The sequence below is a fragment of the Pedobacter aquatilis genome, assembly GCF_032678425.1.
GTDB classification, from domain to species: Bacteria; Bacteroidota; Bacteroidia; order Sphingobacteriales; family Sphingobacteriaceae; genus Pedobacter; species Pedobacter aquatilis_B.
Map to the genome: position 1 here is coordinate 167,175 of NZ_JAVTSG010000007.1, position 18,049 is coordinate 185,223.

The 18,049-nt window shown below is 37.2% G+C and carries 11 protein-coding genes; 10 read left to right on the top strand and 1 reads right to left on the bottom strand.

Translation table 11 applies throughout. From position 1 onward, the window contains the following. Positions 1 to 216 precede the first annotated feature (216 nt). Entirely contained in the window at positions 217 to 1,722 is a 1,506-nt protein-coding gene (locus tag R2Q16_RS18985; RefSeq protein ID WP_316739468.1) for a sodium:solute symporter, read from the top strand. A 60-nt stretch (positions 1,723 to 1,782) separates the two neighbouring features. Further along, positions 1,783 to 2,715: a dihydrodipicolinate synthase family protein gene (locus R2Q16_RS18990; protein ID WP_316739469.1), complete on the top strand. Its 933-nt coding sequence runs from the start codon at positions 1,783 to 1,785 to the stop codon at positions 2,713 to 2,715. 74 nt (positions 2,716 to 2,789) lie between these two features. Here the strand turns inward: R2Q16_RS18990 and R2Q16_RS18995 are convergent, their stop codons facing one another. Then, the gene (locus R2Q16_RS18995; protein WP_316739471.1) at positions 2,790 to 3,659 is read right to left on the bottom strand and encodes an AraC family transcriptional regulator; all 870 of its coding nucleotides are present in this window, start codon (positions 3,657 to 3,659) and stop codon (positions 2,790 to 2,792) included. A 229-nt stretch (positions 3,660 to 3,888) separates the two neighbouring features. Between R2Q16_RS18995 and R2Q16_RS19000 the strand changes: the two genes are divergently transcribed. The 8 genes from R2Q16_RS19000 to R2Q16_RS19035 all read left to right on the top strand — a co-directional run bounded on the left by R2Q16_RS19000 (position 3,889) and on the right by R2Q16_RS19035 (position 18,049). After that, complete coding sequence (locus tag R2Q16_RS19000; RefSeq protein ID WP_316739473.1) at positions 3,889 to 4,170, top strand: hypothetical protein; 282 nt, start codon at positions 3,889 to 3,891, stop codon at positions 4,168 to 4,170. A 6-nt stretch (positions 4,171 to 4,176) separates the two neighbouring features. Continuing rightward, on the top strand, positions 4,177 to 4,851 hold the full coding sequence (locus R2Q16_RS19005) for a DUF3826 domain-containing protein (protein ID WP_316739475.1): 675 nt from the start codon (positions 4,177 to 4,179) through the stop codon (positions 4,849 to 4,851). Positions 4,852 to 4,884: 33 nt separating this feature from the next. Next, entirely contained in the window at positions 4,885 to 8,055 is a 3,171-nt protein-coding gene (locus R2Q16_RS19010; RefSeq protein WP_316739476.1) for a TonB-dependent receptor, read from the top strand. A gap of 10 nt (positions 8,056 to 8,065) precedes the next feature. Further along, positions 8,066 to 9,922: a RagB/SusD family nutrient uptake outer membrane protein gene (locus R2Q16_RS19015; protein WP_316739477.1), complete on the top strand. Its 1,857-nt coding sequence runs from the start codon at positions 8,066 to 8,068 to the stop codon at positions 9,920 to 9,922. A gap of 115 nt (positions 9,923 to 10,037) precedes the next feature. After that, the gene (locus tag R2Q16_RS19020) at positions 10,038 to 11,015 is read left to right on the top strand and encodes a hypothetical protein (RefSeq protein WP_316739478.1); all 978 of its coding nucleotides are present in this window, start codon (positions 10,038 to 10,040) and stop codon (positions 11,013 to 11,015) included. 387 nt (positions 11,016 to 11,402) lie between these two features. Further along, a complete protein-coding gene (locus tag R2Q16_RS19025; RefSeq protein ID WP_316739479.1) occupies positions 11,403 to 13,058 on the top strand; it encodes a polysaccharide lyase in 1,656 nt (551 codons plus the stop codon). A 1-nt stretch (position 13,059) separates the two neighbouring features. Continuing rightward, positions 13,060 to 14,691 carry a polysaccharide lyase gene (locus tag R2Q16_RS19030; RefSeq protein WP_316739480.1) on the top strand — a complete coding sequence of 544 codons (1,632 nt, stop codon included), beginning with the start codon at positions 13,060 to 13,062 and terminating at the stop codon, positions 14,689 to 14,691. A gap of 196 nt (positions 14,692 to 14,887) precedes the next feature. Further along, positions 14,888 to 18,049, top strand: a complete 3,162-nt coding sequence (locus tag R2Q16_RS19035) for a DUF6298 domain-containing protein (protein WP_316739481.1) — start codon at positions 14,888 to 14,890, stop codon at positions 18,047 to 18,049.

The following is an 18,049-nucleotide window of genomic DNA, read 5'->3' on the forward strand; positions in this document are numbered from 1 at the left end:
TTATCGCAATTTTAATTACGAGCCATGACAGGCAACTCGCAACTCATAACAGATAACCGATTAAGATAATATTATACAATACATGGCGAAAATCTTATATGAATCTTGATTTCTAGTCGTGCATATTTGTTTTAACCAAATTAATAAACGAGCCAACCGATAATGAAGGGTTTACCTGTATTCGATCTTGCAATCATCTTCATATATCTTGTTGGAATGATATTAGTTGGAGTTTATTTCTCGAGAAAAAATAAAAATTCCGAACAGTTTACAAAAGCTTCGGGCCTCATTCCCGGATGGGCAATAGGTTTATCAATTTATGCAACATTTTTAAGCAGTAACACATTTTTAGGTGTGCCGGGAAAAGCATTTGGTGGAAATTGGAATGCATTTGTTTTCAGTATTTCTATGCCATTGGCCGCGTGGATTGCCTCAAAATATTTTGTTCCATTTTACCGTAGTACAGGCGAAATATCTGCATATACCCATTTGGAGCATCGTTTTGGCGCTTGGGCGAGGGTTTACGCAGTTGTTTGTTTTTTGCTAACGCAAATGGCTAGAATGGGTTCCATATTTTTTGGGATAGCATTGAGCCTGCAAGCCTTAACAGGTTATTCTATGCAAATGATAATGATCGTTATGGGAATATCAATCATTATTTATACGGTTTTAGGTGGGATTGAGGCTGTTATCTGGACAGAAGTTGTGCAAGCTGTTGTGAAAACGTTGGGTGCTTTGCTTATCCTTTATTTAATAATCACGAACATGCCGGGAGGCATTTCAAAAGTGATTGAGATAGGGACAACTGATGATAAATTTAGCTTAGGGAGCTTCACTCCAGATTTTGTGAATTCTTCATTTTGGGTTGTGCTGCTCTATGGTTTTTTTATCAACTTGAATAATTTTGGAATGGACCAAAACTATGTTCAGCGTTACCATACAGCATCATCAAGTAAGGCTGCTTCCAAATCAATTTGGCTTTGCGTTTGGCTTTACATTCCAGCTTCGCTTCTGTTTTTTATTATAGGATCTTGCTTGTATGCGTATTACGATGTTAACCCTGAATTGGTACAATCCATCAAGCACCAGGTTGCTATTGAAAGATTGCCTGTTGGATCATCAACAATGGAAATCCTGGCCTTGGAAAACACGCTAAAGCCTGCTGATTATGGCGATAAAATTATGCCTCATTTTATGGTTACTAAAATCCCGGTAGGTTTAGTTGGCTTAATTGTCTCTGCAATATTATCTGCAGCTATGAGTACCATTAGCTCGGGTATGAATGCTTCTGCTACGGTATTTTCAGTCGATATCTACAAGCGATACATTAAGCCAGATATCACGGAAAAGCAAAACTTATCGCTTTTACACATTGCAACCGTTGGTTTTGGTTTATTAGGGATGATAACAGGTATCGCCATGATTGGTGTAAAAAGTATTTTGGATGTTTGGTGGCAACTATCGGGCATTTTTGCGGCAGGGATGCTGGGTTTATTTTTACTCGGAATAGTAAGTAAGCAAACTAAAAATCACGAAGCAATTATTGCCATAATTATTGGCATACTCGTAATTATATGGATGACTTTTTCTTCATTTCTCCCAACTAATTTAGAAACTTTCAGGTATCCTTTACATCAAAATATGATTATTGTAGTGGGCACCTTATCAATATTTCTAATTGGTATTGTGCTAACTAAATTAAAAAACAAAAAAACAGGCTAACTAAGGTTTTAAATCTTATGTCAAGCATTATTTCATTAAAATCTTACCATATCAAAAATAATGGAAAACTCACAAAAAGGGTTCATCCCGGTTATGCTCACGCCTTTTTTAAGCAATGGAAATATCGATTATCCGGCATTAACACAACTTACTGAAATTTATTTACAGGCTGGTTCTTCAGGTTTATTCGCCAATTGTTTATCAAGCGAAATGTTCGAATTAACTGATAAGGAAAAAATTGATGCGATCAAACATATCATAAAAGTAGTAAATGGTGCTGTACCTGTTGTTGCTACTGGTACTTTTGGCGGTGCAATTTCAAAACAGGCAAATTTTGTGAAACGTGTACACGATACAGGGGTGGAAGCCGTAATTGCCATTACGAGTTTGCTAGCTGATGAAAATCAAGACGATAAAGTTTTTGATAATAATGTATTCCAGTTATTGAAACAGACAGATAACATTCCAATTGGATTTTATGAATGCCCGGTTCCATACAAAAGAGTAATAAAGCCTAATCAATTGGCCGATTTTGTCTCTACGGGTCGGTTAATTTATCATAAGGATACGTGCTTAGATTTGGCTCAGATAAAGGATAAAATTAACCTTACAAAAGATTTTAATTTTGGTTTGTACGATGCTTATATCGTTCATGCTGTCGAATCTTTAAAGGCAGGTTCCGCTGGTTTATCTTGCATACAGGGCAATTATTTTCCTGAATTAATTGTATGGCTTTGCGACCATTATTATAATGCTGATTTAGCACAAGAAGTAAGCATTGTGCAGCAGTTTTTAATAGATAATATGGATGTGATGCACAATGTTTATCCTATTGTTTCGAAATATTTCCTGCAAAAGAGAGGATTAGATATCTCGACTTTTACCCGAAGAGATGTAGGCAACTTCACTCCGAATGTTGTTAAAAAAGTAGAGCAATTATTTGATGATTATACGGCGCTAAGAAGCGATTTGAATATTCAGGTGTTTATTTAACTCAATTAAATATTGCTTTGAGGTTAACAGCTCGTCATTGCTTCGTGCCTTGCAATGACGTAAAACCCATAATACTAATTCAAATACTTCCTTTTGTAATCCAAAGGCGTCATTCCCGTAACTTTTTTAAAGTGTCTGTAAAAGTTAGATACATTATTAAAGCCGCAGTCGAAACAAATCATTTCAGTTGGTAATTTATTTTCAATCAGGAATCTGCAGGCGTGGCTTACTCGTATCTCAATTAGAAAATCATAATAAGTTTTCTTGGTCATTAATTTAAAGTAACGACAAAAGGAAGTTACACTTAGGTTACTGAGCGATGCAACTTCTTCTAAGGTGATGTCTTTCTTGTAATTACTCAGGGTATAAGTGTATATTTTATTAATACGAAGTGTTTCAGATTCGTTGGATTGATAAAAAGTGCTTTTGCTGGTTACGATGTTTTCAAATTCATCTGTTTCGGCTAAAGTCTTTAAAATAGATAATAAAATGATGATTCTATCGATGTTAGTGGCATTAACAGCTTGAGTCATTAATTCTATAAGTTTTTCCTTGGCCTCGCCATTGATAACCATTCCACTTTTAGCCTTTTCAAATAACTTAGGAATTAAATAAGCCTCAGGTAAATTAATTAGGTATTTGCCTAAACAATCGGGCAAAAAATGGATAACCATCGCTTCGGTCTTAAGTGCTGGATTATTCTGAAAATATTCATCTTTACAACGCCAGGTATGAGGCAAATTTTCGCCTATTAAAACCATTTCTCCAGGCTCAAAATTACTAATGTTATCGCCAACGAAACGAAGCCCTTCGCCCTTGATAATATAGTGCAATTCCAGCTCGGGATGGTAGTGCCAAATGTTACCAAAATTTGGGTTATTATCATGCCGAATACTAAACGAACTTTGGAGCGTTACCGGGACTTTATGAAAATGAGGTTTCATGATTTCATTAAAAAATATTTGGTCAAAATAGGGCTTCGATTTTTGTGAAACACAAACGTATCTTGGCTAAAGATAGGCTCTTTTAGGATAACATCCTATATAAATTTGATAAAAACTACCATAAATTAACTATTTTGATTGTTGAGTTTTGTATATAGCCACTCAGGCTACAACCAAAATATAAACCGACAAATTATTTTTATATAAATATTTTGTTCATCAATGAATTATGAAGCACGCAAAATTGAGCGAAATTTTACTGGTTTGCAGTGATAATTTACGGCTTTCAGCTAATCAAAATTGCTGGGCTGCACAACTCGAAATAGAGCAAAAATCTACTGCCGAAATTAATAAATACGGGTGGTTGGTTTGGTCTGCTCATGCCTACAATTCAAACAAAAAAAATAGCCTCATAAATTCGCAAAGAAATGGCATCGGTAACTTCAGAAATATCGACCCAAAACTCGTTCAATTTTATGGCGATGAAAAAATGATTAAAAACAGAAATTAAGAGAATATGAAATTGAGAATTATAGCTGCGCTTTTTGTTGCATTTATTTCAATAAATGCAAATGCACAAAATAAGTTATCGGTAGAGGAGCAAGCAAAGTATGTAAAAGCGATTACTGAAAGGGCAGATAAAATTGTAGCGGCGCTTGAAATCGCTGATGCTAAAAAGGCTGAGGCGGTTAGAAATACCATTAGAGACCAGTATAGCAATTTGAATGATATTTATATCGTTCGTGATGCTAAACTGAAAGAAATTAAAGATAAGAATGCTGATAATAAGGTAGAAAGAGATTCTGCAATTGCGAAGCAGAACCGTGCTACTGAATCGTCATTAGCAAAACTTCATAAAAAATATATTGGCAAACTGGCTTCTAATTTAAATGATAGTCAGGTAGAAAAAGTTAAAAACGGAATGACTTACAATGTCTTACCGATTACATATAAAGCATACCAGGAACAAATCTTAACCCTAACAGAAGAACAAAAGAAGCAAATCCTTATCTGGTTAACCGAGGCTAGAGAGTATGCTATAGATGCAGAATCATCAGATAAAAAACATGCCTGGTTTGGAAAATATAAAGGCAGAATTAATAACTATTTATCAGCCGCAGGCTACGACTTAAAAAAAGAAGGTGTGGAGTGGGAGAAAAGAAGAAAAGCAGCTGCTGAGAAAACAAACTAACCGAATAGATTAAAAACTAACCAAATAATAAATATGAAATTGAAATTTTTACAAAAATTTTCATGGTCCTTACTGGTTGCAATGCTTGTAAGTACAGTTCTTTTTGCACAACAGCGCCAAATTACAGGTAAAGTTGTAGATAAAAAGGACGGACAGCCGGTACCAGGAGTAACCGTTGGTATCCGTGGCAAAACCAATAATGTGAGCACAAATGATAGAGGTGAATTCTCTTTAGTTGCAGATCCAAGTACTGATGCACTGGTGTTTTCGTACATTGGCTACATTAGGCAAACGGTTCCATTAGCCGGTAAAACAACATTAAGTATCAGCTTTGTAGAAGATGATAAAAATTTAGATGATGTTGTTGTCGTTGGTTACGGAACAAAGAAACGGTCAGAAATTTTAGGTTCTGTTGCTACCATTACAGGTGCAGAAATTCAAGATGTTCCGGCACCAAATTTAGCAGGTGCGTTAAGAAATAGAATCGCTGGTGTTGGCGTTTCACAAGTTTCAGGTCGCCCAGGTGCTCCGATTACGTTAAACATCCGAAACGCAAGTGTGTCGCCTACTTTAGTGGGAACGGATGCTGGTGGAACTTCTGAACCGCTTTATATTGTAGATGGTATAACAGTAACCAGAGATGCTTTTGACAACCTTGATGCTTCGATGGTTGAAAACATGACTTTCTTAAAGGATGCTTCAGCTGCTATTTATGGTGCATCGGGTGCAAAAGGTGTTGTTTTGATTACAACTAAAAAAGGTAAAATTGGCAGACCAAGCATTACTTACAACGGTTATGTGGGTATTTCTGATGCTGCAAAAACTCCAGAAATGTTATCCGGATATGACCACGCAAAATTACTTAATGAAACCTATCGCATTCAAAACGCAAGTGCTTCAGCATATTTCTCTCCAGAGGATTTAGAATATATAAAAACGTTGAATTATAAAAGCTGGTACGATGAGCTTTGGCAGCCTGCAACAACCCAACGTCATAACGTAGGTATTTCTGGTGGTAGTGATAAAATTACTTTTTTCGCTGGTGGAAGTTATCAAAGTGAAAACGCAAACTATGCAGGGATGAAATTTGATAAATACAGCTTTAGAAGTGGTGTAGTGGCAACATTGGTAGATGGTTTAAAAGCTGATATCAATTTTAACGTAGATTATGGAACAAGAGTACAGCAACATAACGCACAAGAAAATGATGCTAACTTTATTGAAAAGCTTTTAACTACACCAAGATGGGTGCCTATTAGTATTAATGGTAACTATGTTAATTATCTGGGTGTTAATAATAATAATTTAAATCCGGCTGCACAAGCAGCTTCTGGTTATTACAATAATCGTAGCAATAAAGGATATAGAATTAATGCAAGTTTAAATTACGAGCCAACATTCTTAAAAGGTTTTTCAGCAAGATTACAAATATCTCAGGCAAGTGGTTCTGCAAAGAGCACACAATATGTTCCGCCTTATAGATTGTTTAATTATGCTAGAATTGGAAACAACAGCTTATTGTTTAGTGATCAGTTAGTGAATACCTCTCCAACATCATTCTTTGTAGAGCCAACAAGTGCAAGTGCTGCTACAATTTCACCAGGCGTTTCAGAAAATAATAGCTATCAAGGTTTCTTGACTTTACAATATGGCAGAACGTTTGGAAAACATACCATGAACTTATTGGTTGGTGGCGAGCAAAGTGAAGGTAATTCACAGGCTTCAACGGTTCGTTATACAAATCAATTAATACCGGGCATAGATCAATATTGGGCATTTGATGCATCAACCTTAGCTCGTCAGGATTTTTCGAGATCAACAACTTCAAAACGTTCTGGCTTTGGGCGTTTAAGTTATGATTATGATAAAAAATACTTATTAGAGGTAATTACCCGTTTAGATGCTTCATCTCAATTTGCTACCGGAAACCGTTGGGGTGTTTCTCCTAACGTAGGCTTAGGATGGGTTGTAAGTCAGGAAAAATTCTTTAAAGATTCCAAATTTTTAGGTTTTGTTAATTTCTTAAAATTAAAAGCCAACTGGGGTATTACCGGTGATGACAGAATTGGAACTCGTTTATGGCAAGATAGATTCCTGATTGATGTGACAAACGGATATCTTTATGGAAACTCTACACAAAACAGCTTAAACCGTTCTCGTTTAGCTAATCCAGATATTACCTGGGAAAAGAAACAAACCTTAAATATAGGTTTAGAAACTTCGATGTTTAACAATAAGTTAGATTTTAGTGTTGAGGTTTTCAGAAATTACAATTACGATGCGTTTGATTTAGGTGGTAATAACTTATATCCACAATATTTTGGAACAGCAGCACCTATTATTAATTATAGAGAAACTTACAATTGGGGTTCTGAGTTTAGCATCGGTTACAAAGCAAAATTAGCAACCGACTGGAATTTAAATGCAAGTATTAACTTCTCGTATGGTAATTCAGTTGTTGATAAAATACTTTATGCCCCCGGAAATTTATTTAACAATGTAGCTACCGATTGGCTTATAGATTTCGGGACAGATCCTCGTGTATATAACTCAAGCAACATTGGCTTAAAAACAATAGGTATGTTCAGAACACAATCTGAAGTTGATGCTTTCATGGCTAAAAATCCAAATTACAGAGTTTATGATCGCATTCCACAAGCAGGTTGGTTATACTATGAAGATACCAATGGTGATGGTGTAATCTCTGATAGTGATATGCTACCTATGTTTAAAAATACGAACGCATTCTTTGGTGGTGGTATCAATTTAAACTTAACTTATAAGAGCTTCGCCTTAAGCACTAACATTAATGCAAGGTTTGGTGGTAAAGTTTTCTATGATGGAAGATCGAGAACAGCTCCGGCAGAAAATAGAAACGTTTTAACAATCTGGCAAGATCGCTGGACACCGGAAAATCCGATGCAAGGAAAGTATCCTCGTTTTGATGACCCATCTTTAGCTAGAAACTCTGATTTCTGGGCAGTTGATGGAACAACTATTCGTATAAACACGATGACTTTAAGTTACAAAGCTCCGGCAGGATTTACTAAAAAGATAGGTTTTAGTGGTGCACGCGTTTTACTTACAGGTAACAACCTGTGGACAATCGTAAACCCACTTCCTTACAAAGATCCATACACTTCAAGTGCATGGGATTATCCTATCCTAAGAACAATATCTTTAGGTTTAAGTCTTAACTTATAATTTTTGAGCAATGATTAAGCAATTAAAAAACAACATAACAAAATCTTTATTGGTTTTAGCCATCGCAGCAGCATTGCCTGCCTGCGTAAATAAGGATGAATTTTTTCTTTTACCAGATACCGAAGGTATTGATATAGCCATTTGGAATAATGAAGGTTCGGTACAACTACACCTAAATAGGGTGTATGATGTAACAATTCCTTGGTTTCCATTGCAAGTATTGCCAGATAGAATTGGTGTACACCTTGCAAGTGATGAAAATTATTATCCTAATGGAGATGCAAATGCAAGAGCGGCACTTGGCATGGAAGGTATGTTAGGCGTAAACGATGTTCGCGGCATTGTAGGTAATCGATACGGGGGTAATCCTGGTGATAATAAATATTGGGATATAGCCAGATGTAATGATGCGATTACCAATATTCCGAACGGTGGTATGCCTCAAGCCAGACAACGTGAGTATTTAGGTCAGTATTATGCTTTAAGAGCGATGGCTTACTTTGAATTGGTTAAAATTTATGGTGGTGTGCCATTAATTTTAGAGCAACAACTTGCCAATAGCGTGTACACAGGAGGTAGAAAAAGCGCAAGAGAATGTGTTGCTGCTATTATCAGCGATTTAAATAATGCTATGACCATGTTAGAAGGTTTTAACCCGGCAGACGGAGATGGAAGAGGCAAAATGACTAAACTTATTGCTGCATGTTTAAAAGCTAAGGTTTTACTTTACTGGGCAAGCCCACAGTTTAATCCAACTAACGATCCGAAACATCCATATGTTGCGGCTAGATGGACAGAGGCTTTAGCAGCCAATAAAGAAGCTTATGATTTATGTATTGCTGCCGGTAAACGATTAATGCCTAATTATATTGATATTTTCCGTACTGAAGGCACTGCTAATACTGAGGCGATTTTAGTAAGAACCTATTCAAATACAATTCCAAACAGGGGTCATCAAGGCGAGTCTAGAAACAGACCAACTTCAGAAGGTGGTGGATACAATCAAATGTATACTCCAACGGTGAAAATGTTAGAATCTTATCCCATGAGAGATGGAAAACCTAGAGGAACATCTACAGATTTTCCTTACGATCCGGTTATGTTTTGGCAAAATAGAGATCCAAGGTTTGAAGCAACTTTCGCAACAAACGGTAGTGTTTATCCTTTAAGTGGTAACACAACCAGAAAACAATGGACATACAATAATGCGATTAACGAATCTAACGGTAATGCTGTATATGTGAAACGTTTTACAACTCCAGGCTTAGCAGTTGGTGGTGTAAGTTACTCTAACGGTATTGGTGGTAGTGGCATGGATTGGATTGAGTTAAGATTCTCAGAAGTAATGTTAAACTACGCTGATTGTTTAAATGAAACCGGAAATATTGCATTCGCGAAGGACTTAGTTAGACAAATTAGAGTAAGAGGTGGTGTGGTTGCTGGTAATGCAGATTATGGTTTGGGCTTAGCAAACAGTACTTCTGATTTCCGCACTTTACTTTTAGCCGAAAGACAAGTTGAATTTGCATTTGAGAACAAACGAAATGCTGATTTAAGAAGAACACGTACTTTCCATTTGTTAACTGGTAACATGTCTAAATTAGAAGTTTCATTAGCAAATACAGCAGATAAGGCATTATTAGAAGCCGTAACAAATGGTGTAATGTTTAGAGAAACCATAAATGTAAATGATAAAACAACTTATCAAAGGTATTTCAGAAATGTAACAACAACACCAAATTTTGGAGCCTACGCTATACCTGAGTTTCATTATTTCTACACGTTCCATAACGATTTTGTGAATTTTGGTGCCAACATCACAACAACTGTTGGTTGGCCGGGTGGTACTTTTGATCCGCTTGATTAAAAACTTGCAGATTATAAACTGAGCTTATCAGATTAATAAAATTAAATATGAAACCTGCGTGAGTGTGCTAATTAACTGCTCATGCTGGCTTCATTACCTTTAAAATGTTATTCAAATGAAAACTAAAAATATTCAAAAGTTATTCCTTCTTGCACTAAGCGTAATGTTATTTGCCTCTTGCAAAAAGGAATCTGAAAATATATTTACCATGTTTAAGGATGTAACTGTAACTTTTAACAACAGCGATCCGCGTTGCGTTACTGATTACAAAGTGGTAAATGATAAAGATGAAGTATGGATTGATTTTACAATTAATTCTGCTGTAGAAGATATGTATTCTTACGTTATAGAAACATCAGCTGGTACAACAACCCCATCCAGAATTACAACTGCAATTGCAGATCCGGCACAACGCAGAAGTTTTTCTTTTATCTACAAAATTCCAAATAGTTTATACCCTGCATTAAGAGATGGTAAGCAAAGTTTTAGAGTATATGCTTTAAATCAAAAGGGAATTTACATCGGTGATGGATACAAAAAAGTAACGATTGATGTAAATCCAAGCTTTAAAATTTTTGCCAACAGGGATATCTTTTTACCAGATTCTACTGCGAAGGTTTTGCCATCATTCTTCTCATTAAATGATGCTACAAGTTTTAGTTATACTAATGGTGCAACAAACGCTGCCAAAATAGATTTTGGTATTTACCGTACAATGTATAAAGATGCACAAGGTGTAACTCAATATGCAATCAACTTGTACAACACAACGGCACCCGCAAGTGTATTTCCAATTTATGATACTAGTACCTGGCAAAAAAGAGCTACGAAGTTTAGTGCGCCAATCACCAGTCAGGGAACAGTATTTTTAACTGGCGCTATTTCAGGCTCAACCATTGAAACATTAGCAAAAGCCAGAACGATAAATCTAAATAACACTGTCGGAACTACAGCTGCAAATGGTTTGGCAGCAAGTAGTGCAGTATTTTTCCTTACACCAGAGGGTAAATATGGAATGATGTTAATAAATCAGGTTACTACAGACTTGCAGAAAAGACCTTACATCAACGTTAGTATTAAAATGCAAAATTAAATTGCTTGCTGTTTGGCGGGTTTAGCACCGCCTCTTTTATATATATTTGGTTTGAAAAAGGGGAGCAGCGAGTGCTCTCCTTTTTTATTTAAGAATGTTACATTTATATATGAATTTTTTATTTACCTTGTAACACGGCTTTGATGATGAATATAATTTGTTGCAGCTTATTGGGTCAATTGGTAACATTGTACAATAGCTAGCGAAAATTATACAGTAAAAGGCTGTTTTTTGATTGCAAATTTGAAAGATAATATACTTTCTAACCAAAACTTATAACCACGAAGAACTACAGGATGAGCCACGATTCCCAAATTTAATCTGGAACTTTTCAGAGATAAATTTTTTCCGGCTAAACTTAGTCTTCCTTTTACGAGCAAAACACAAATGAAAAAGAACTTATTCAATCTGCTATTTTCATCAGCATTAATTCTCTCAGCTGGTTCAGCTTTTGCACAGTACCCAAAAATTCCTGCAGATGTTCAAAAAACATCAGATTCTTTGATGAAAGCAGCTACCCGCCATTCGGATATTGCCTGGGAAAAAGCTAAGCCGATTATGGCAGCAGAAGCCAAGCAAGGCAAACCTTACATTCCTTGGGCTGGAAGACCAACTGATTTACCTCAATCAGAATTATTAGCATTTCCTGGAGCAGAAGGTGGCGGCGCTTACAGCTTTGGCGGCCGCGGCGGCAGAGTTATCGTGGTTAAAAATCTGAACGATAGTGGTTCAGGTTCTTTGCGTGATGCTTGCGAGCAGGGTGGAGCCAGAATTGTTGTGTTCAACGTTGCCGGTATTATCAGGTTAAAAACCCCTTTAATTATTCGTGCGCCGTATATTACAATTGCAGGGCAAACTGCTCCTGGTGATGGTGTTTGCGTTGCAGGCGAATCGGTTTGGTTAAATACACATGATGTGGTGGTGCGCTACATGCGTTTTAGAAGGGGTGAAACTTTTGTAGGTCGTCGTGATGATGCGATTGGTGGTAATCCGGTAGGAAATATCATGATTGACCACGTTTCGGCAAGCTGGGGTTTAGATGAAAATATGTCGATGTACCGCCATATGTATAACGATAGCACAGGTAAAACAGAAGAAAAATTAGGGACGGTAAACATTACCATACAAAATTCTATTTTTTCTGAGGCCTTAGATTATTGGAACCACGCGTTCGGCTCAACCCTGGGTGGCGAAAACTGTGCCTTTGTACGAAACCTCTGGGCAGATAATGGTGCCAGAAATCCTTCAATTGGCTGGAATGGCATTTTCAACTTTGCAAATAATGTTGTTTTCAACTGGAATAACCGTTCTACTGATGGTGGTGATTATACTGCACAATACAACATCATCAATAATTATTATAAACCAGGTCCTGTTACTGAACTAAAGGACCCGATTTCTTATCGCATTTTAAAACCTGAATCTGGTCGCAGTAAATTGCCTTATGTAGTTTTTGGAAGAGCGCATGTTGAGGGAAATATTATTGAAGGAAATGATAAAGTAACCAAAGATAACTGGAATGGTGGTGTTCAGATAGAAGATAAAAAAGGTGGTTTGATGAGTTTTGAACAAGCATCTCCATATTTTGCGGCAATGAGGGCTAAAAAACCTTTCCCGATGCCAAAAATATCCATCATCCCAACTTTGCAGGCTAAAGAATTTGTATTAACCAATGTTGGTGCAACTTTGCCAAAAAGAGATCCGGTTGATACAAGAGTAATTAAACAGGTTAAAACTGGAATTATCGAAGTGCATCCTGATGCAAAACCATCAGCATTTCAATTTGAGCACCGCAGATTACCTGGGGATTCATATAAGCAAGGTATTATTACAGAGATTTCTCAAGTTGGTGGATATCCGGAATATAAAGGAACGTCTTACAAAGATTCTGATGATGATGGTATGCCAGATGCTTACGAATTAAAAAACGGATTGAATCCGAAAGATGCATCTGACGCAGCTAAAATCACTAAAAATGGTTATTCGAACATCGAAAATTATTTAAATAGCGTGGTTAATGTTTCAACTGTAAAACCTAATTAATATGCGTACTTGGAATACTATTTTTGGGGTACTTGCACTCTGTGCAGTTGGAAATGTTGCTTTGGCTCAATATCCTGTCATTCCCGAGGCAATGGAGAAAAAATCAGATTCAATAATGTCGATTTATTCCAAAAGGGCTAATCAACAATTTCTGAAAGCTAAAGTGATTATGGACGAGGAGGCGAAAGCAGGTAAGCCATATATTCCTTGGGCGAACAAACCAAGCGATTTACCGCAGTCTAAACTGGTTGCATTTCCAGGTGCAGAAGGTGGTGGCGCTTATTCTTTCGGCGGCAGGGGTGGCAAAGTTTATGTGGTTACAAGTCTGGAAGATTCTGGAAAAGGAACTTTGCGTGAAGCTTGTGAGCAAGGTGGCGCCAGGATCGTTGTTTTTAACGTTTCCGGAATCATCCGTTTAAAATCGCCACTAAGTATTAAAGCACCATATATTACCATTGCCGGACAAAGTGCGCCGGGCGATGGTGTTTGCATAGCTGGCGAATCTGTGTTGATTGATACTCATGATGTCGTGATTCGTTACATGCGTTTCCGTCGTGGAGAAACTGATGTAACCCGTAGAGACGATGCCATAGGAGGTAATCCGGTAGGTAATATTATCATAGACCACGTATCGGCAAGTTGGGGTTTAGATGAGAATATGTCTATTTATCGCCATGTGTATGATAAAAAAGATGGCTCAAAACCTGAGAAATTAGCAACGGTAAATGTGACTATCCAAAACTCTATTTTCTCAGAGGCTTTAGATACTTATAATCATGCTTTTGGAAGTACTATCGGTGGCTTAAACTCAACTTTTATGCGTAACCTTTGGGCATCTAACATTAGTAGAAACCCATCAGTTGGTATGTATGGCGATTTTGGTTTTGCCAATAACGTAATTTTTAACTGGTGGAACAGAAGCGCCGATGGTGGCGATAACGCTTCATTTTATAGCTTTATCAATAATTACTACAAACCTGGGCCAATTACGCCTGTCGGAGAGCCAATTTCTTATCGCATTTTAAAACCAGAATCTGGCCGAGATAAACGTTTTGTAAATGATTTTGGTCGTGCTTACGTGACGGGAAACATCATAGAAGGTAATGAAAAGGTAACTAAAAATAATTGGGATGGTGGTATCCAACCAGAAAGCAAACGTGATAAGCAGAAGTTATTGGATTCCATTCGTACAGATAAACCATTGCCAATGGCGAAGATTTCCATCATTGATACTAAAAAAGCTTATGATTATGTTTTGGCCAATGCTGGAGCAAGTTTACCAGTACGTGATGCGGTAGACAAGCGTATAATTAAGCAAGTAGCAACAGGTAAAATTGAGGTTTTTGAAGGCGCACATCTAACGGAAAAACAAAGTTATGTAAAGCGCAGATTACCTGCTGATTCATACAAGCAGGGAATTATTTCGGATATTAGCCAGGTTGGCGGTTACCCGGAATATAAAGGAAAACCTTATTTGGATTCGGATAATGATGGTATACCTGATGCGTACGAATTGAAAAATGGTTTAAACCCAAAGGATGCTAAAGATGCAATCAAAATTACAAAATCGGGCTATTCGAATATCGAAGTTTATTTGAATAGTTTAGTGGATGTGAATAAAGTTAGGCCGTAGGGGGGGTTAGAGTTTTACGTTTTAAGTAGTAAGTTTTACGTTTTAAGTAAAAAGTAAAAAAGGGAAAAGTTCAGAGTCGAAAGTGAAAAGCTGAAAGTACCATGCTTGTCCATCTCGTCATTGCGAGGCACGAAGCAATCTAAATCATTAAGATTGCTTCGTGCCTCGCAATGACGGAAAGTATAACAAAATAAAAATGCCAAACACTAACCATATATCAAAAGTTAAACAGCTTAAAATATTATCAATTTTGATATTAATGTTTTTTGTTGCGAACTTTTCTTTCGCCCAAAAACCAAAAACTATTGAGCCGCCTAAACCAATTTTTAAAGGCAAGGATGGTAAATTGGCTTACACATCGGATGAAAGTGGAAACCGCATTCCCGATTTTTCTTTTGCAGGATATATGGCTGGTGAAAAACCGATTCCAGATGCAGCAGTTAAAGTTATAGTGCCTGTATCAAAAGGAGACGCCACTTTACGTATTCAATCTGCAATTAATTATGTCTCGAAATTACCTGTTGGCAAAGATGGTTTACGCGGTGCAGTTTTGTTAGAAAAAGGCACATATGAAGTAGCGGGGACGTTAAAAATTTCAGCTTCTGGTGTAGTGCTTCGTGGTAGCGGAATGGCTGAAAATGGTACTAAAATTTTTGCAACAGGTTTAGATAGGATTGGAGTTATCAGAATTTTAGGCAAGAACAATAAAATTGAAGAAAAGCCTGTTTCGGTTAGTGATAATTATGTTCCGGTAAACTCAACTAAGCTTAGTTTGTCAAATGCGTCAGGTTTTAAAGTTGGCGATAAAATATTCATCCATCGTCCATCTACAAAAGAATGGATAGAAACCTTGAAAACAGCTGAGTTTGGTGGCGGCGAAAGTGCTTTAGGTTGGAAACCTGGAACAAGAGATATTCATTTCGATAGGGAAATTATAGCGATTAACGGTTCTGAAATTACAATTGATGCCCCAATTACAACCGCATTAGATGCAAAATTTGGAGGGGCAACCGTTTCAAAATATAAATGGGAAGGAAGAATAGCTCAATCTGGCGTTGAAAATCTAAAACTTGAATCCGATTACCACAAAGAAAATATTAAAGATGAATACCACCGATGGACGGCCATTAACTTAGAAAATGCAGAAGATGCCTGGGTTCGTCAGGTGGTTTTTGAACATTTTGCAGGCTCAGCTGTAAATGTTTTAGAAACTGCTAAACGCATAACGATTGAAGATTGTAAGTCGCTTGCACCAATTTCTGAAATCGGAGGCGAACGTCGAAATACTTTTTATACAACTGGCCAGCAAACACTTTTTCAAAGGTTATATTCCGAATATGGCTACCACGATTTTGCAGTAGGTTTTTGTGCGCCAGGACCAAATGTTTTTGTACAGTGTCAATCTTATTTGCCATTCAGTTTTAGTGGTACAATTGATAGTTGGGCATCAGGTGTTCTATTTGATATTGTTAACATCGATGGACAAGCTTTGAGTTATTTAAATCGGGGTCAGGATGGCCAAGGTGCAGGTTGGAGCGCCGCAAACAGTGTTTTTTGGCAATGTAGTGCGGCAAGGGTTGATAATCCGCAACCGCCAACGGCTCAAAATTGGGCTTTTGGAACCTGGGCGCAATTCTCTGGAAATGGCTATTGGGATATGTCTAATGAGCAAATTCAGCCTCGAAGTTTATATTATGCTCAACTTAAAGATAGATTGGGCAATAATATTGATGCAAGAACATTTCTACTTCCAGTTGAAACTGAAGCATCAAGCAGTCCGCCTGTAGAAGTTGCTCAAAAGTTAACCAAACTAGCTGTTAAACCAGCTTTAACCGTTTCAGAATATATTGATGCGGCTGCTGAGCGAAATAAAATCTCAACCGAAACGAAAGGTGTAAAAAGCATTGATAAGATAGGTTTGGATAAAGTTACTGAACCTAAGCTTGCTGATGGAATGACCATTAAAAACGGTTGGTTGGTGCGTGGTAACGAACTTGTTTTGGGCAATCGTCGTGATGTACCCTGGTGGAATGGCAGTGCTCGTCCGCATGGGTTAAAAAATCCAAGATTTCACATTACACGTTTTGTTCCAGGCAGGGCCGGAAATGGTTTAACGGATGATTTGGATGAAATTACTGATTCCATGAAAAATGGCTCGGTAAAAATATTAGACCACAATTACGGCCTTTGGTACGATAGAAGAAGAGACGACCACGAGCGCATTCGTCGTATGGACGGTGAAGTCTGGGCGCCTTTTTACGAATTGCCCTTTGCTCGTAGCGGACAAGATAAAGCTTGGGACGGTTTAAGTAAATACGATATTTCAAAATATAACCTTTGGTATTGGGATAGGCTAAAAACCTTTGCAAACCTAGCCGACCAAAAAGGTTTGGTTTTAATACACGAAAATTATTTTCAGCACAATATTATCGAGGCTGGAGCACATTATGCCGATTTTCCTTGGCGTACGGCAAATAATATTAATCACACTGGTTTTCCTGAACCTGTTCCATATGCTGGCGATAAGCGTATTTTTATGGCCGAGCAGTTTTATGATATCAGTAATGAACATCGCAAAGCAATACATAGAGCCTACATCAGAAAATGCTTAGAAAATTTTGATGGTAATACTGGCGTAATTCAATTAATTGGTGCAGAATTTACAGGTCCGTTGCACTTCGTTCAATTCTGGATTGATACTATTGAAGAGTGGGAAAAAGAAACGGGCAAACATCCGATTATTGGTTTAGGTGTAACAAAGGATGTTCAGGATGCAATTTTATTAGATGCGAAACGTGCCAAAGTGGTTGATTTAATTGACATCAGATATTGGCATTATCAGGCAGATGGAACGGCCTATGCTCCACAAGGTGGACAAAATTTAGCACCTCGTCAACATGCTCGTTTGCTAAAACCCAAGAAAACATCGTTCGAAGAAGTTTATCACGCGGTTTCGGAATACAAAGCCAAATTTCCTGATAAGGCAGTAATTTATTCTGGGGATAGTTTTGATGCATTTGGCTGGGCGGTTTTAATGGCTGGTGGCTCACTCACAAACGTTCAAAATATTAATAAAGCTACGCTTGATGCAATTTCATCAATGAAACCATTTCTTCCGGCAGGAAAAAATAATAAGCAATATGGTTTGGAAAACGCGGGTAAAGCCTATCTCTTTTATAATTTATCGGCTGAAGCCATCAATTTAGATTTAACTAAAACCAGTGGGAAATTCAGTGTTAAAATATTCAATCCAAAAACAGGAATCGTTATTAAGGAAGAAAAAATAAATGGTAAGGCCATTTCGAAAATTAATAAAGTTGGAACTGGAGATGAACTCATCTTCATTAATAAAATATAA

Excerpts from the sequence above, each read along its gene's own strand:
- R2Q16_RS18985 (WP_316739468.1), top strand. The coding sequence starts at position 217 with ATGATATTAGTTGGAGTTTATTTCTCGAGAAAAAATAAAAATTCCGAA.
- R2Q16_RS18990 (WP_316739469.1), top strand. The coding sequence starts at position 1,783 with ATGGAAAACTCACAAAAAGGGTTCATCCCGGTTATGCTCACGCCTTTT.
- R2Q16_RS18995 (WP_316739471.1), bottom strand. The coding sequence starts at position 3,659 with ATGAAACCTCATTTTCATAAAGTCCCGGTAACGCTCCAAAGTTCGTTT.
- R2Q16_RS19000 (WP_316739473.1), top strand. The coding sequence starts at position 3,889 with ATGAAGCACGCAAAATTGAGCGAAATTTTACTGGTTTGCAGTGATAAT.
- R2Q16_RS19005 (WP_316739475.1), top strand. The coding sequence starts at position 4,177 with ATGAAATTGAGAATTATAGCTGCGCTTTTTGTTGCATTTATTTCAATA.
- R2Q16_RS19010 (WP_316739476.1), top strand. The coding sequence starts at position 4,885 with ATGAAATTGAAATTTTTACAAAAATTTTCATGGTCCTTACTGGTTGCA.
- R2Q16_RS19015 (WP_316739477.1), top strand. The coding sequence starts at position 8,066 with ATGATTAAGCAATTAAAAAACAACATAACAAAATCTTTATTGGTTTTA.
- R2Q16_RS19020 (WP_316739478.1), top strand. The coding sequence starts at position 10,038 with ATGAAAACTAAAAATATTCAAAAGTTATTCCTTCTTGCACTAAGCGTA.
- R2Q16_RS19025 (WP_316739479.1), top strand. The coding sequence starts at position 11,403 with ATGAAAAAGAACTTATTCAATCTGCTATTTTCATCAGCATTAATTCTC.
- R2Q16_RS19030 (WP_316739480.1), top strand. The coding sequence starts at position 13,060 with ATGCGTACTTGGAATACTATTTTTGGGGTACTTGCACTCTGTGCAGTT.
- R2Q16_RS19035 (WP_316739481.1), top strand. The coding sequence starts at position 14,888 with ATGCCAAACACTAACCATATATCAAAAGTTAAACAGCTTAAAATATTA.